The following is a 15,078-nucleotide window of genomic DNA, read 5'->3' on the forward strand; positions in this document are numbered from 1 at the left end:
CGATTATTGCTTGCTAGTCTTTCGCATGATTGGATACAAATATCTAAATATCTATGCATTTTCCCCATGGCAACCGGAACCTGTTCCTTCGCCATGCCTGCTCTCCAACCTGATGAAGACCATGCCCCTCCAAACGCTCCGCACTCCCCTGGCCACGGCCCTGCTGTCTGCCCTGGCCCTTGTCGCATCCGCTCAAGCCTCTGCCCAGGGGGCCGGCGCCTGGCCCAGCAAGCCCATACGCATCGTCGTCCCCTTTCAGGCCGGGTCCGCCACGGATCTTTTGAGCCGGCAAGTGGGGACCGGGCTGAGCACTTCGTTGGGCCAGCCCGTGCTGGTGGAAAACAAGCCGGGTGCGGCCGCCATGATCGGCAGCGACACCGCCGCCCGGGCCCCGGGCGACGGCTACACCCTGCTGATGAGCGGGCCGGCCTCCATGGTCACCAACCGTTTTCTGTACAAGAAGCTGAGCTACAACCCGGACGCCTTCGAGAAGGTGGCCATCGTGGCGGTCACGCCCAATGTGCTGCTGGCAAACCCGTCCCTGCCGTTCAGTACGCTGGCTGAGATGGTGGCCTATGCCAAGGCAAACCCCGGCAAGCTGACCTATGCCTCGTTCGGGGCCGGCACGACCTCGCACATGGCTGGCGAGTTCCTGCGCCAGGCCGCCGGCATCGACATAGTGCATGTGCCCTACAAGGGTGCGGCCGAGGCCATCCCGGCCTTGATATCGGGCCAGGTCTCCCTGTACTTCGACACCATCATGACCGCCTTGCCCCAGGTGAAGGCCGGCAAGCTGCGGGCCCTGGGCGTATCGACTGCAAGCCGCGCCGCCATGGCCCCGGACATCCCGACGATTGCCGAACAAGGCTATCCGGGCTTTGACATCGCCCCGTGGTACGGCATCGTGGCCAGCCACGGCACGCCGCCGGCCGTGGTCTCCCGGCTCAACACCGAGATCAACAAGCTGCTGAACACCCCTGAGTTCCGCGAGCGCCTGGTGGCCACCGGCGCCGAAGCCCGTGGCGGCAGCGTTGCCGACTTCGAGGCCTTCGTCAAAACCGAGGTCCCCCGCACGGAGAAGCTGGTACGGCAGGCCGCAATCGCGCTGCAGTAACCGGACAGGGGCCGCCGGGGCAGGGCGGTGGGGCACGGCGGTGGGTTGCCTGCCGTGCGGCGCCGATTTCACCTATGCAGGGCGATGCTTCTGGACCGGGATGATTCGCTGTCCAGCCGAAAACCTGCCACCACGTCCGCCAGTTGCGCGGCCTGCTGCTGCAGCGACTGCGCCGCGGCCGTGGCCTCTTCGACCAGGGCCGCGTTCTGCTGGGTGGACTGGTCCATCTGGCTGACGGCGGTCCCGATTTCGGCAATGCCCGTGCTCTGTTCCTGGCTGGCATTGCTGATCTCGGTGACGATGGCGGTCACGCGCTGCACGCTTTCCACCACCTTGCCCATGGTGGCGCCCGCGTCCTGCACCAGGCGGCTGCCGGCATCGACTTGGCCCACGGAGTCGTCGATCAGCGCCTTGATTTCCTTGGCGGCCGTGGCGCTGCGCTGGGCCAGCGTGCGCACTTCGGAGGCCACCACGGCAAAGCCGCGGCCCTGCTCACCGGCGCGGGCCGCTTCCACAGCGGCGTTCAGCGCCAGGATGTTGGTCTGGAAGGCTATGGAGTCGATCACGCCGATGATGTCGGCGATGCGGTGCGAGGACTGCTCGATGCCGCCCATGGTGCGAACCACCTGGTCCACCACGGTGCCGCCATGCGTGGCGATGTCCGAGGCGCTGCTGGCCAGTTGGCGAGCCTGGCGCGCATTCTCGGCGTTGTGCTGCACGGTGGCTGTGAGCTGCTCCATGGCGGCGGCGGTTTCCTCCAGCGAGCTGGCCTGCTGCTCGGTGCGTGCCGACAGGTCCTGGTTGCCGCTGGCGATTTCGGTGGAGGCATGGCGCACGGTCTCGGACGATTCCCGGATGCGCACCAGCACCGAGGCGATCTTGTCGGTGAAGTGGTTGAACGCGCGTGCGATCTGCGTCAGTTCGTCGTTGCCTTGCACCGACAGGCGGCGCGTGAGATCGCCGTCACCCGAGGCAATGTCCTCCAGCGCATCGCGCACCACGGCCAGCCGGCGCGTGACGCGGGCAATGACGGCGCCCAGCAGCGCAATCGCCAGGATCAGCGAAATGGCAACGATGGCGCCCGACACCTTGAGCAGCGAACCCAGCGCGGACAGCGCCTCGTCGCGCTGCACGGCCACCACCAGTTGCCAGTTCGTGCCGGGCACGCCCTGGCCGTAGAGCAGGAAGTCCTTGCCGCCGACGGCCGTGCGCATGCCGGAGTCCGCCTTGGGCAGGGCCTGGATGGCGTCGGCACGCAACTGGGGCGAGAGCGCGGAGACGGGCTTGAGCGTGAGTGCCGGATCGGGATGGGTGACGATGGCGCCCACCTCATCCACCAAGAAGGCAAAGCTGCCCGGCGTGGGCCGGATGGCGCCCACGGTGCGCACCACCGTGGTAAGCAGCACATCGGTGCCGACTACGGCGACGGGATTGCCGGCCGGGCCCACGGGCTCGGCAAAGGTCACGCCCACTTCGGGTGGAGAGACAAACAGATAAGGCGCCGTCACGATGGGCCTGCCTTCCTTCAGCGCCTGCCTGAACCAGGGGCGGGCCGTCACGTCGTAGTCGGCAGCCATCTCGTTGAGGAAGAACATGCGCTTGTCGGTGTAGCCGAAGTAGGCATCCGAGAAGCCGCCGCCGTCGCGCAGCGCCTGGACCACAGCACGCGGGTCCGGCGTATCGACCGCCTGCGCCAGGGTATGGGTCAGCAGGCGCTTGGTCGCCACCCATTCGCCCAGCACCTGGGCCTGGGCGTTCACGAGCTGGCGGCTCTGGTCGTCGAGGGTGGACAGCACATGGCGCTGCACCGTGAGGAAGTTGGCAATGGCCAGGGCCAGCATGGCCACGGTGACGATGGCCACGCTGAGCGCGATGAGTCGCGCACGCAGGGACTGGAACATAGAAGAATTACTTATTGCAAGAAGATGCTACATACGTTAGCAAATTTTCTTGACAATACGCGTTCTTGCAGGCGGTGCCCCCTGGCCGCCGAAGCCTATGCGGGAAATTCGCTCCCCTTCAGCGCCTCAGCGCTCCCCAGCCAGCAGCCTGCCCAGCGCCTCGTAGGCCGGCAGCGAGGTCGGGTCATTGGCCGCATTGCCAGCCACCGGGTGGGAGGCGAAGCGCGCAATCACCATCTGTGCCTTGGGATCGATGTAGACGGTCTGGCCATGCACGCCGCGCGCCGCGAAGGCACCATGGGCGTTGTGCGTGACCCACCACATGTTGCGGTAGGTCCAGCCCGGCAGCAGCTTGTAGCCGGCCTTGGCAAAGGCCGCCGCATCGCCGCCCCGGCGGATATCGTCCACGGCCGCTGCGGGAACGATCTGCTGGCCGTTGAACTGGCCCCGATTGCGCAGCATCTCGCCAAAGCGCGCCAGGTCCCGCAGGCCCAGGTTCAGGCCGCCGCCTGCAAAGGGCGTGCCCGTGGAGTCCACCGACATGTAGGCATCCTGCTCGGCGCCCAGGCGGCTCCAGATGCGCTCGGACAGCAGATCGGCCACGGACTGGCCGCTCACGCGCGCCAGCACCCAGCCCAGCGCATCGGTGTTGGCCGTGCGGTAGCCGAAGGCCTTGCCGTGCACGCCTTCGGGCTTCACGGTCTGCAGGAATTCGTAGTAGCTGCGCGGGCCGGTGTAGTCCTTGGCCTTGGGCAGCGGGTTGCCGGCCGCTGCATGCGCCCAGACCTCGGCCTGGGGGTCCGCATAGTCTTCGCTGAAGCGTATGCCCGTGGTCATGTCCATGAGCTGGCGCACCGTGGCGTTGCCGAAGGCCGAGGCCGCCAGCTCGGGCACGTATTCCGACACGCGGCGCGAGGGGTCGAGCTGCCCCTCGGCAGCCAGCATGGCCGCCAGCGTGCCGACGAAGGACTTGGTCACCGACATGGCGCCGTGCTGGCCTTCGGGCTTGAGCACGCCGAAGTAGCGCTCATAGATCACGCGGCCCTTGTGCAGCACCACGATGCCGTCGGTGTAGTTGGCCTTGAGCGAATCGCGCCAGGTCATGGGCTGGCTGGCACCCAATGGCGTGAAGCGCAACTCGTCGATGTCTTCGCGCAACGCCTGGGCCAGCGGCGCTGCAGGCGCCAGGCCGCGCGACACATTCACCGTGGGCATGAGCTGGCGAAAGTGCGAGACGCTCCAGCGCATGGCGGGAAACTGGAAATAGGAGCCGTCGTCGAAGCGCAGCATGCGGTCCGGCGGTGGCGGCGAGCCCACCATCCAGCCCAGCTTTGCGGGGTCGCTGGCATCGGCATCGGGATAGGAGGGGGTCTTGGCTGCGGTGACCCCTGCCGTGGCTGTGGCGAACACAAGGCTGCCAGCCAGGACACCGGCGAAATGTTTGAGCTGCATGCCGGCAACCATACTACGGTTGCCGCGGCGCCAAGATCCGCTGCCAAAGGATGGAAGCCGGCTTCCATCCCAGGCCGTGCGCCCAGTTGGCGCAAGCACGACAAATGGCTTTCTCGTTGGACTAAGCTTCAAATAGTTTTTGAAAATCAAAGCCTGGCGAATGCCCATGAAAAGCCTGCAAGACCTGGATATCTTCGTGCGCACCGCAGACAGCGGCAGCCTTTCGGCCACGGCGCGTGCCCTGGACCTGACCCCGGCTGCCGCCAGCGCAGCGCTCAAGCGGCTGGAGGCAGAGCTGGGCGTGACCCTGTTCGTGCGCTCCACGCGCAGCCTGCGGCTCACGCAGGAGGGCGAGCTGTTTCTGGAGCACTGCCGCCCCGCGCTGGCCGGCCTGCGCCAGGTGCGCGACCAGTTGGCTGGCGGCCAGACCGCTTTGCGCGGCACGCTGCAACTGGCCGCCCCCTCCGACCTGGGCCGCAACGTGCTCATGCCCTGGCTGGACGAATTCCAGAGCCAGCACGCAGGCGTGGATCTGCGCCTGCACCTGTCCGACCGCGCTGCCAATGTCTACAGCGAGCCCGTGGACGCGGCTTTTCGCTATGGCAGGCCGCAGGATTCCAGCCTGGTGGCTTTGCCGCTGTCGGACACGCACCGCCGAGTGCTCTGCGCCGCGCCTTCCTATCTGCAGCAGCGCGGCGCTCCCGCCACCCCCCACGACCTGACCGACCATGACTGCCTGTGCTTCATGCTGGGCGAGGAAGTGCACGACCGCTGGAGCTTCTGGCCGGCAGGGCAGGGGGCTGCCGTACCTGAGCCCGTCCATGTCCGGGTGCGCGGCCGCAATGTGGCCAATGACGGAGATGCCGTGCGGCGCTGGGCCGTGGCCGGGCGGGGGATTGCCTACAAATCGTATTTCGACGTGGCCGAGGACCTGGCCCGGGGCCGCCTTCTTGCGCTGTGCACCGACTGGACGACCGAGTGCGTGCCGCTGTTCCTGGTCGCCCCCAGCCGCAGGCAGTTCACGCCGCTGGTGCGTGCGTTGCGGGATTTTGTGGCGGTGAGGCTGGCGGAGCTGGAGGCGGCACAGCCCTGAGACATCACGAAGCCTGCGTCCCCAGCTCCACTGGCCCGTGCACATGGTGCTCCGCGCAGACCTGCCGCGAGAGCACATGGGCCTCCACCACCTGGGCCGCATTCCCGGCTGCCAGCCGCCCGTACCAGACGCCGTCCGGATAGACGATGGCCAGCGGGCCATGGTTGCAGGGGTACTGGCAACTGGTCTGCAGCAGGCGCAGCCTGGCACGCAGTTCGCTGCTGGCCTGCACGGCCTCGCCCAGGCTTTGCCAGACAGCCACGGCGCCCAGGGCGGTGCAGCGCGGTCCCGTGCAGATCAGGGCGTGGTGCTGGTGGTCAGGCACCTGGGACCAGGCCTGGGGATCGTGCTGCCATTGGTCGCCTGCGGTTTCGGCCACATCCGGGGTCTGCAGGGCTTGCCTGATCTGCGGCAGCAGCAGCGCGGGCATGGCGGGGGCGCCCAGCAGATGCTCGGCAAACCGCACCTGCACGCCCTGGTCCGGCAGTTGCGAGCGCCAGCGCATGGCCAGCTTGTGCAGCCAGCGCAGCAGGGCAGGCTCGTCGGGCGACAAAAGGGGCAGCACGACGATGGAGCGCGCCGGCAGGCATTGCTGCAGCGCCTCGGGCAGCGAGGGTGCGGCCTTGTCCACGAAGGATGTGACGACCTTGCAGCCCGGCTCCAGCGTCGGGCGCAAGGCATCGGCCAGTTCGATGAGGCTTTGACGCGAGGCTGCGCCCGTGCCGCCACGGCCCAGCACGATCACGGCGTCGGGCCCGGGCGGGATGGATGTTTCAGAGGAGTTCATCGGGAATGAAGCTGATGCGCAGCCGGCCGGTGGCGGCATGGATGTCCACCTCGGCAGCCACGCCGTAGACCTGGCCGATGGTGGCAGGGGTCAGTACCTGGGCCGGTGTGCCATGGGCAACGATGCGGCCTTGTTCCATGAGATAGAGACGGTCGCAGTAGTGGGCGGCGATGTTGAGGTCGTGCAGGGCGACGATGCTGCTGATCTGCAGGCGCCGGACCAGTGACATCAACTCCAGTTGATGGCGTATGTCCAGGTGGTTGGTCGGCTCGTCCAGCAGCATCAGCCTTGGCTGCTGGGCCAGCGCGCGGGCCACGAGCACGCGCTGCTTCTCGCCACCGGACAGGCTGGAGAAACGCCGCTCCTCCAGCGCCAAGGCATTCACCTGGGCCAGCGCCTGCCGCATGCAGGCGAGGTCCTCGGCGCTGTCGCCTGCCCAGGGGGACTGGTGGGGGATGCGGCCCATCATCACCGCCTCGCGCACGGTGAAGTCAAAGCTCTGCGGCGCCTCCTGCGCCAGGACCGAGACCTGGGCCGCGAACTCGCGCGCCGTCATGTCCCGGATGTCGCGCTGGTCCAGCAGCACGCAGCCTGCGTCGGGCCGCAACACGCGGTAGAGCATGCGCAGCAGGGTGGATTTGCCGCTGCCGTTGGGGCCGATGAGCCCCACGCATTCGCCGCTGTGCAGGGCGAGGCTGGCCTGGTCCACGATGCGCCGGGCGTCGGCACGCCGGGCGTCGGCACTCCAGCACAGGTCCTGGGCTTGCAGCTTCATGGGCCGCGCCCTCCCTGCACCGGCTGGCGCACCAGCATCCAGACGAAGAAGGGTCCGCCGATAAGCGAGGTGATCACGCCCACGGGCAGTTCCATGGGCGCAAAGGCCGTGCGCGCGACAAGATCCACCAGCACCAGCAGCAGGGCGCCGGCCAGGGCGGCCACGGGCAGCACGCGCCGGTGGTCCGTGCCCACCAGCATGCGCGCGGCGTGCGGCACGATCAGCCCCACAAAGCCGATGGCGCCGCTGACCGCCACCATGGTGCCCGTCAGCAGCGACACCGCCAGGAACAGTGCACGCCGCAGCCGTGCCGTGTCCACGCCCAGCGTGGTGGCGGCCTCGTCACCGGCCAGCAGGGCGTTGAGCGGGCGCGTCTGCAGCCCCAGCCAGAGCATTCCCGCAGCCAGCACGGCGGCGGGAATGCCCAGTTCCTCCCACTGCGTGCCGGCCAGGCTGCCCAGCGTCCAGGTCAGCAGGGCATTGGCCAGGTCGCGTTGGCCCGATGACAGGGTGATCAGACTGGTCACGCCCGCCAGCACATAGCCGATGGCCACACCACCCAGGATCAGCCGCGTGGCATGGATGCGGCCCTGGGAGCGCGCCAGCAGGTAGACGGCGACGGTGGCCGCCAGCGCCCCGGCAAAGGCCCCGGCCGTGAGGGCGTACATGCCGGCCGAGGCCAGCGCACCGAAGGCCAGCACGGCCACGGCGCCCACAGACGCACCCGAGGACACGCCCAGCAGATAGGGATCGGCCAGCGGATTGCGCACCATGGCCTGCATGATGGTGCCCACCACGGCAAGCCCCGCGCCCACCAGGGCCGCCAGCAGCACGCGCGGCATGCGGATCAGCCAGACGATCTGCTGGTGCTGCGGCGTGATGCCCTCCAGCGGCGGCGGCTGCATGCCCAGCACCTGCAGCAGCCGGCTCCAGGCAATGCGCCAGACCGTGCCTGCCGGCATGTCCACTGGCCCCCAAGTGATGGCCAGCGTCATCACCAGCAACAGGGCCGCGAACAGCAGCAGGCACCAGAGGCGGGCGGCGCCCGAGCGCCTGGGCCAGCGGGAATCAGTTGGCCGCATGGCTGGGCGCCGGCATGCGGTCGGGGTGCAGGGCCTGCGCCAGGGCGCGGCTGCGCGCAATGTTGCGCGGGCCGGGCGTGGCCTCGGCATAGGTCATCACGAAAAACCGCTTTTCGCGGATGGCATCGACGCCGGCCAGCTCGGGCTTGGCAAGCAGGAAGTCGATCTTGCCCTGGGCATGGGGCTGGCCGTAGTCGATGATGACGATCCACTGCGGGTTGCGCTGCACCACGTCCTCCCAGTTGCCTGCAGGCCAGTTGCTGGGAATGTCGTCGAAGATGTTGCGCCCGCCCGCTTCCTCGATCATGGCCTGCGGCATGCCGTAGCGGCCCACGGTCACGGGGATGTCCTGGCCACTGTCGTAGACGAAGACCGAAGGCCGCTGCCGCACGCCCTGCATGCGCTCGCGCAGGTCCTTCAGGTCGCGCTCCAGCCCCTGCGCCAGTTGCTCGGCATGGGCGTCGATGCGGAAGATGCGGCCCAGGTTGCGCAGGTCGGTCAGGCCGTCTTCCAGCGCCACCTGGCTGCGCGGCCCCACGCGGATGCACGATTCGGACAGCACATACGAGGCAATGCCGTGGCGCTGCAGCACCTCGGGCGTGACCTGGCCCTGGCGAAAACCGTAGCTCCAGCCTCCGAAGACGAAATCTGCCGAGGCGCCCAGGATGGCCTCCAGGTTCATCTCGCGCTCGGCCAGCCGCGGCACGCGGGCCAGCTGGGCCTGGAAGGCCGGGTCGATCTGCTTGGCCTGCGTGATACCGCTGTAGCCCACCAGCCGATCGCCCAGGCCCAGAAAGAGGAACATCTCGGTGATGTTCACGTCATGGGTCACGGCGCGCAGCGGTGCGCTGGCGTAGGTCACGGGGCTGCCGCAGACATTGACGGTCACGGCCGCCTGCGGTGCGGCAGCCGGTGCCGGCAGTTCACTGGTGGTGCCGGAATCGCTGCGCGAGCAGCCGGCCAGCACCAGGGTGGCCGCCAGGGCGCCAGCGCACAGGCCCTGAAGGCCGTGGAGGCTTTTGGAGCGCGCCATGGCCATCAGAACCGGATATGGGCCGCGATCTCGAAGCGGCGGCCTTGCCCGACCAGGAACTGGCTGCCGTAGCTCGATCCCACATAGACCCTGTCGGCCAGGTTGCGGCCGATCAGGCTCAGGGTGGTGCGCGGGTCCACCTGCCAGCTCAGCGCGGCGTCGGCCACGGTGTAGGCGGGCAGGTTCACGGTATTGGCGTTGTTGCCAAAGCGGTCACCCACGTAGCGCAGACCCAGCGAGGCTTGCCAGGCGCCCACGCGGTAGTGGCCCCAGAGGTTGGCCGTGGTCTTGGCCACGTTCTGCGGACGGTTGCCTGCGCGGTTGCCGCCAGCCTCGATGAGCTTGTCGAACTGGGCGTCCACATAGGACAGGTTGCCCTCCAGGCGCAGGGCGGGCGTGGCCTGGAAGGTGGCAGTGACCTCGGCGCCGCGCGAGGACTGGCTGCCGCCCTGGATGGAGATGGCCGGCCGGTCCGGGTCGCGCGTGATGATGTTGTCCTTCTTGATGTCGAACACGGCCAGCGTCCATTCGCCGCGCCCGCCTGCCACCTGCTGCTTGATGCCGATCTCGGCCTGGCGGCCCTTGCTCAGCTTGTAAGCCGTGTTGGCCAGGTTCAGCGAGACCAGGCTGTTGACAGGATCATGGCCCGAGCTGATCTGCCCATAGACATGGGTGTTGCGGGCCAGCTCATAGGTCAGGCCCAGGCGCCAGGAGGTAGCGGCCAGCGTCTTGTTGAAATCAGTGCCGCCCACCAGCGAGTGGCTGGCAAAGTCATAGACATCGCGGCGCAGGCCGGCCATGGCCAGCCAGCGGTTGCTGATGCGCCAGGCATCTTCCAGGTACAGGGCATGCTGGGTCACGCCGGTTTCTGTCTTGGCGGCGGTGAGATCGGGGCTGGCCCAGCTGCCATGCACGGGGTCCCAGGCCGAGACCGTGGACGAGCCGCCATAGGGCGAATTGTTGGACAGCCGCAGGTTGATGCGCGCGGCCTCCCAGCCCATGGCGATCTTGTGCGAGCCCCGGTCCACGTTCAGGCCCAGGCGGTTGCCGGTCTGCTCCAGGTCGTGCAGGATTTCCAGGTAGTCGGAGCGGCCCACGGTCCAGGTGGCGGGGTTGAGCGCGTAGGCCTCGATGTTGCGCCAGTGGCGGTCGGACTGCACGTGGTACAGCTCGTTGCGCACCGTCAGCCAGTCATTGGCCTTCCATTGCACCTTGGCGCGCAGGCGCTCGTCAGCATAGCGCAGCACGCTGTCTTCGGCGTTGTAGTTGCGGTCGCGCAGCGACTCCACCACCTTGCCGTCCAGGCCCGGCGTGCCCCAGTAGCGGCTGGGCTTTTGCACGCTGCGGTCGGCAATCAGGTCGATCTGCAGGTCGCTCGTGGGCTCCAAGCGCAGCGTGCTCATGAACTTGCCGTTGCGCGACTGGTCCAGATCGCGCTCGCCTGCGCTGCGGGCGGTGTAGCTGTCGATACGGTAGCTGGCATAGGCGCCCAGGGCGCCGGTCACGCCCAGGCCCAGGCGCAGCGTGTCGTCCGTGCCCGCGCCCACCAGCACCTCGGCCGAGCTGGTGCGGCTGGGCTGCTTGCGGATGGCGTTGACCGTGGCGCCCATGGTGCCGCTGCCATACATCAGCGAGGCCGGGCCGCGCAGCACGTCGATGCGCTCGTAGCCCCAGCTGTCACCCGGATAGGCCGTGGTGCCCGCGGCCACGCCCAGCACCATGCCGTCTTCGGCCACGCCCACGGAGTTCACGCCCGCAAAGCCGCGGCTGCTGAAGGACAGGCCGCCATTGCCCGGCGTGCTGCTGGCCGTCAGGCCCACGGTGCGCGTGACGGCGTCCACCAGGGCGTAGTCGCCGCGCTCCTGCATCTGCTCGGCAGAGACACCATCCACGCTGGCCGGCACTTCCTGGTTGGAGACGCCGGTATGGCTGGCAGAGCGCGCAGGCTGGGCCAGTTGCTGGCCGATGCGTTCGGCCTGGCCGGTGACCTGGACCTCGGGCAGGGCGGTTGATGGGGGCGTTGGCGTGGGCGTTTGGGTTTGAGCCTGCGCCGGCAGGCAGATGAAGGCGCAGGCCAGGGCCAGCGGGCTCAGCCGCACGGAAAGGGACTGGGCAGCGCGAGCGCTGGAAACCCTGGAAAAGGAAGAATGCATTTCGAACATCGGTCTTCGACCGTCTGATGCGAAAGCAAGGCACTGCCACCTCTCCAGCCAGCGTGGGAGGAAGGGGAGCAGGACGTTGCCATCCGCACCCCGCAGACAGTCAAGAAAACGCCTGCACAGCAGGCGCGAAACGCAGCAGGCCGGTCTCCGGGCTCACAAGCGGCGCAAGGACATGCCTTGCGCCCAGCGCCCCGTCTTCCCAATCCACCCGCGAAAAGCTGCATGTTGCAGACCACGCCATGAACCAGTGACAGCCTGTCATCGCCCCTCCGCAGGGTTGCGGAGACTGGCGGGACAGGCATGGAGCGCCTTGACTTGTTTACCGTTGCGGGGGCAGCCAAGGCCTGTGCCGGCAGCGCAAAAAGCATTTGCTGGCAGTCACCTTGTTCCCGTTTCATCCCCATGGCTGGCATGTGGACACCTGTTGCACGGATGCCTTTGCAGGCGCGGCATTATAGCCAGCGGTCTGTTTGCAGAGCCTTTGGCGCCTGGGGCACGTCGTGCAAAAGCAGCTCCAGACCCAGCCACTCGCCACGGTGAACGCGGCTGATGGCATGCCGCAGGTGCACGCGGTAAAAGCCCGCCGCACCGCGCACCGGGCGCGGCCCCGTGGCGATGATGGCCGCATCCCCCAGGCCCAGCGGCAGCACCATGGGGCGCGATTGCATGCGCGGGCGCTGCTCGGTCATCACGAATTCGCCGCCCTCGAAATCCTGGCCCGGCCGGGACAGCAGCAGCACCAGCTGCAGCGGAAACACCGCCGCACCTTCGCTGTATGAACGCAGCGGGGCATGACCCGCTTGCGGCACGCGCAGCAGATGTGGCTGCGGCTGCGTTTGGCCTGCTTGCCGGCCCTGACGCATGAAATCCTCGAAGCAGCCCGGCAACCCAGGCTGCATGCCCATGTGTTCGCGCCAGCGGTTGGCCAGGGCCAGCAGATGCCCGTACAGCACCGGGCGCCATGCCTGCACGCAGGGCGGCAGGCCAGACGCGGCGGCCGCCTCGCGGGCCAAGGCGCGGCTTTCATCCGCAGTCAGCAGCTGCGGCAGCAGGGCATGGCCTTCGGCATCGAGCTCAGCGGCAATCCGCGCCCAATCCAGGCGGGCGAAGCGATCCTGGCTGTTGAGCCTGTCCATTTCAGACCGTCCAACCATTCAGCCCGCCTTGCGAAAAGTGAGATTGATGCGTCGCCCGCCCAGCAGCGGGTGAGGCTGGTCCTTGAGCGGCAACACGCCGTGGTGACGCAGCCGATCCACACCGCCCCAGACCACCACGTCGCCATGCTGCAGCGGCACCCTGGCCGTGCTGTCCGCGCGCGCCAGTCCTCCAAACAGAAACGTGGCCGGCATGCCCAGGGAGACCGAGACAATGGGCGCGCCCAGGTCGCGCTCGTCGCGGTCCTGGTGCAGGGAAAGCCGGGTGCCGGGCAGGTACTGGTTGATGAGGCAGGCATCTGGCACAAAGCCTTCGAACCCCGCCGCAGCGGCCGCCTCGCCCGCCAGCCGGACAAACACGGCCGGCATGGCCGGCCAGGGCTGGCCGCTGAGTGGGTCGATGGCGCTGTAGCGGTAGCCGCGCCTGTCGCTGGTCCAGCCCAGCGCGCCGCAGTTGGTCATGGCCACCGACATGGTGAAGCCGCCCGACGTGACCAGATGGCGCAGCGGCGCCTGCGCCGCAATGCCTTCGACCGCCTCCAGCAACTGCACGGCATGGGGCAGGGCATGGCCGCGCAGCACCACGGATTGGGGGCCTATGGATTCGGCCCCGGTAGGCTGTTCATCGGCGAAAAGATCCAGCGTGCTCATACCGGCCATCCATCAAAGTGCGTCATGAAAGATCAGCCCCACGGTATGGCGATGGCCGCTGTGGATGCGGCTGACCCCATGGCGCATGGCCACGCGGCGGTAGCCGGTGCGCCGCCCGGGCACGGGCCGGTGGCGCACGGCCAGGACCAGCGCATCGCCCTGGTCCAGTGCCATCACATCGGCCCGCTGCCGGTCACCATCTGCCTGGGTGATGACGAACTCGCCACCCGTGAAGTCCCGCCCGGGCCGCGACAGCAGCAGCACCACCTGCAGCGGAAACACATGCTCTCCATAGACATCCTGGTGCAGGCAGTTGTAGTCGCCCGCATCGTATTGAAGGATGAGCGGCGTGGGCCGCAACTGGCCCTGCGCGTGGCAGCGCGCCAGGAAGTCCTGCAGCCGGTCCGGGTAGCGCACCTCCAGCCCCATGCGCTGGTTCCAGAGATTGGCCACCGGCGCCAGGCGCAGATACAGCTGCTCGCGCAGGCGCTGCAGCAGCGGTGGCAAGGGGTAGTCGAAATACTGGTACTCGCCGCGCCCGAAACCGTGGCGTGCCATGACGATGCGGGAGCGAAAGCCGTCCTCCCTTGCATAAAGAGCGGACAGGTCGCGGCACTGCTGCGCATCCAGCAGGCCGGGCAGGCGCGCACAGCCTTGCTCATCGAGCTGGTGCTCCATCTGCGTCCAGTGGCAGGGCGGGGCGGATTCGCAAGCTTCGTTGTCGAAAAGACCGAGGTTGTGCATGGCGGGCGGGGTTGGCGGTATGGGCGCTGCGGGCAATTGCCGCAGTCTAGGGCGGCGCCGCAGCGCCTGCATCCCGCTTCTTGCAGTGGACAGAATGTCAACCGGTGGAAGCGCCTGCCAGCCGCCTGCTGGACAGGCCTGGGAGGGCCGGCTGGCGGCTGCAATTGAACAATCGCGGCATTCCTGCAAACGCCTCAGGCACGCCATGTCCAGCAACGTCCATCACCTCTATCTGTTCTTCGATACGCCCCTGCAGCTGCGCCGCGTGCAACTGATCTGCCAGTACCTGGCCCGGCAGTCCTGGGAGCAGGCCGAGCGCTGGATCCATGAGCTGGACCCCGCCCTGGACCGGTCCGCGCTGTGGGATGACGACTGGGCCAATGCCAGCGCCCTGGGCCATCCCCAGCACCTGGAGCTGGGCTTTGACACCCGCACCACGGCCGGCATGCCCTGGCGATTGCTGGAGACGCTGTTCCAGCACGGGCTGCAGGCGGCGGTGCTGCATGTCTTCTACGACCAGGTGGGCGAGAGCGAGCGCTACCACTTCGATGCCGGCCAATGGGTCAGCCACCACGCCTGGCTGTCCCGTTACCCGGAGCGCCAGGTGCTGGTCGATACGGATGGCGAGGTCTACCCGCAGCCCGGCCAGGAAGAGGGCGCCGACGGCACCGCCCTCACCAATCCAGCCCAGCCCATGACCATCACCCGGCTGCGCGAGCGGGACCAGGAGCGTGACCGCCAGGCCCAGGAATCCGTGCAGGCCCTGCTGGACACCATGGCCAGCCTGCGCAAGAGCGGCGTGTCGCCCGTGCAGGGCATCGTGGGGCTGTTCATGCTGCGGGCCGGCTTTCGCGGGCTGTGCGAGGCCGTGGCCTTCACCGTCATTGCGGCCCTGGCCTTCAGAGGCAAGGGACTGTGGCTCTGGCTGGCTTTGGGATTGGTGCTGGCGGTGGTGCTGCCTCTGTACCGCATGGCCGGCGCGCGACGGGAGTTTGCGGGGCAGGGTGGCGGCGATGCCGCATCCTGAGACAATCCGCGCTCGGCAAAATGAAACAAATTGCACAAGACCAGCTGAATCCCAGGAGAGGGTGAACAGGATGAGGATACGGACCATGGCCCCGGCAGGATGG

General features: G+C 68.0%; 13 protein-coding genes and 1 riboswitch. Of the genes, 3 read left to right on the forward strand and 10 right to left on the reverse strand.

Going from position 1 to position 15,078, the window contains the following annotated elements; translation table 11 throughout:
• The first annotated feature begins 121 nt into the window (after positions 1-121).
• A complete protein-coding gene (locus BO996_RS17470) occupies positions 122-1,114 on the forward strand; it encodes a Bug family tripartite tricarboxylate transporter substrate binding protein (protein WP_071957143.1) in 993 nt (330 codons plus the stop codon).
• Between the two features lie 68 nt (positions 1,115-1,182).
• Here the strand turns inward: BO996_RS17470 and BO996_RS17475 are convergent, their stop codons facing one another.
• Entirely contained in the window at positions 1,183-3,015 is a 1,833-nt protein-coding gene (locus BO996_RS17475; RefSeq protein WP_071955917.1) for a methyl-accepting chemotaxis protein, read from the reverse strand.
• Between the two features lie 126 nt (positions 3,016-3,141).
• Positions 3,142-4,467, reverse strand: coding sequence for a serine hydrolase domain-containing protein (locus tag BO996_RS17480; RefSeq protein ID WP_198041242.1), 1,326 nt, complete (start codon positions 4,465-4,467; stop codon positions 3,142-3,144).
• Positions 4,468-4,633: 166 nt separating this feature from the next.
• Here BO996_RS17480 and BO996_RS17485 point away from each other — a divergent pair, with 166 nt between their 5' ends.
• Positions 4,634-5,560: a LysR family transcriptional regulator gene (locus BO996_RS17485; protein ID WP_198041243.1), complete on the forward strand. Its 927-nt coding sequence runs from the start codon at positions 4,634-4,636 to the stop codon at positions 5,558-5,560.
• A gap of 4 nt (positions 5,561-5,564) precedes the next feature.
• On the opposite strand, the gene BO996_RS17490 is transcribed toward BO996_RS17485, so the two are convergent.
• The 8 genes from BO996_RS17490 to BO996_RS17525 all read right to left on the reverse strand — a co-directional run bounded on the left by BO996_RS17490 (position 5,565) and on the right by BO996_RS17525 (position 13,948).
• Positions 5,565-6,386, reverse strand: a complete 822-nt coding sequence (locus tag BO996_RS17490) for a (2Fe-2S) ferredoxin domain-containing protein (RefSeq protein WP_071955923.1) — start codon at positions 6,384-6,386, stop codon at positions 5,565-5,567.
• On the reverse strand, positions 6,334-7,122 hold the full coding sequence (locus BO996_RS17495; protein ID WP_013802412.1) for an ABC transporter ATP-binding protein: 789 nt from the start codon (positions 7,120-7,122) through the stop codon (positions 6,334-6,336). The genes BO996_RS17490 and BO996_RS17495 overlap by 53 nt, the downstream gene beginning before the upstream one ends.
• Positions 7,119-8,204, reverse strand: a complete 1,086-nt coding sequence (locus BO996_RS17500; RefSeq protein WP_071955925.1) for a FecCD family ABC transporter permease — start codon at positions 8,202-8,204, stop codon at positions 7,119-7,121. Before BO996_RS17500 ends, BO996_RS17495 begins: the two co-directional genes overlap by 4 nt.
• Positions 8,191-9,243, reverse strand: a complete 1,053-nt coding sequence (locus BO996_RS17505) for an ABC transporter substrate-binding protein (protein ID WP_071955927.1) — start codon at positions 9,241-9,243, stop codon at positions 8,191-8,193. The genes BO996_RS17500 and BO996_RS17505 overlap by 14 nt, the downstream gene beginning before the upstream one ends.
• Positions 9,243-11,399, reverse strand: coding sequence for a TonB-dependent receptor (locus tag BO996_RS17510; protein WP_071955929.1), 2,157 nt, complete (start codon positions 11,397-11,399; stop codon positions 9,243-9,245). Before BO996_RS17510 ends, BO996_RS17505 begins: the two co-directional genes overlap by 1 nt.
• Positions 11,400-11,520: 121 nt before the next feature.
• Positions 11,521-11,839: riboswitch (cobalamin riboswitch) on the reverse strand.
• Positions 11,840-11,851: 12 nt separating this feature from the next.
• The gene (locus tag BO996_RS17515; RefSeq protein WP_071955931.1) at positions 11,852-12,535 is read right to left on the reverse strand and encodes a 2OG-Fe(II) oxygenase; all 684 of its coding nucleotides are present in this window, start codon (positions 12,533-12,535) and stop codon (positions 11,852-11,854) included.
• An 18-nt stretch (positions 12,536-12,553) separates the two neighbouring features.
• Positions 12,554-13,204, reverse strand: coding sequence for a DNA oxidative demethylase AlkB (gene alkB / locus BO996_RS17520; RefSeq protein WP_071955933.1), 651 nt, complete (start codon positions 13,202-13,204; stop codon positions 12,554-12,556).
• A gap of 12 nt (positions 13,205-13,216) precedes the next feature.
• Complete coding sequence (locus tag BO996_RS17525; RefSeq protein WP_071955935.1) at positions 13,217-13,948, reverse strand: 2OG-Fe(II) oxygenase; 732 nt, start codon at positions 13,946-13,948, stop codon at positions 13,217-13,219.
• A 205-nt stretch (positions 13,949-14,153) separates the two neighbouring features.
• On the opposite strand from BO996_RS17525, the gene BO996_RS17530 reads away from it, so the two are divergent.
• Positions 14,154-14,975, forward strand: coding sequence for a hypothetical protein (locus tag BO996_RS17530; RefSeq protein ID WP_071955937.1), 822 nt, complete (start codon positions 14,154-14,156; stop codon positions 14,973-14,975).
• Positions 14,976-15,078: the final 103 nt, after the last annotated feature.

This window comes from Delftia sp. HK171, from assembly GCF_001886655.1.
Classification (GTDB): Bacteria; Pseudomonadota; Gammaproteobacteria; order Burkholderiales; family Burkholderiaceae_C; genus Comamonas; species Comamonas acidovorans.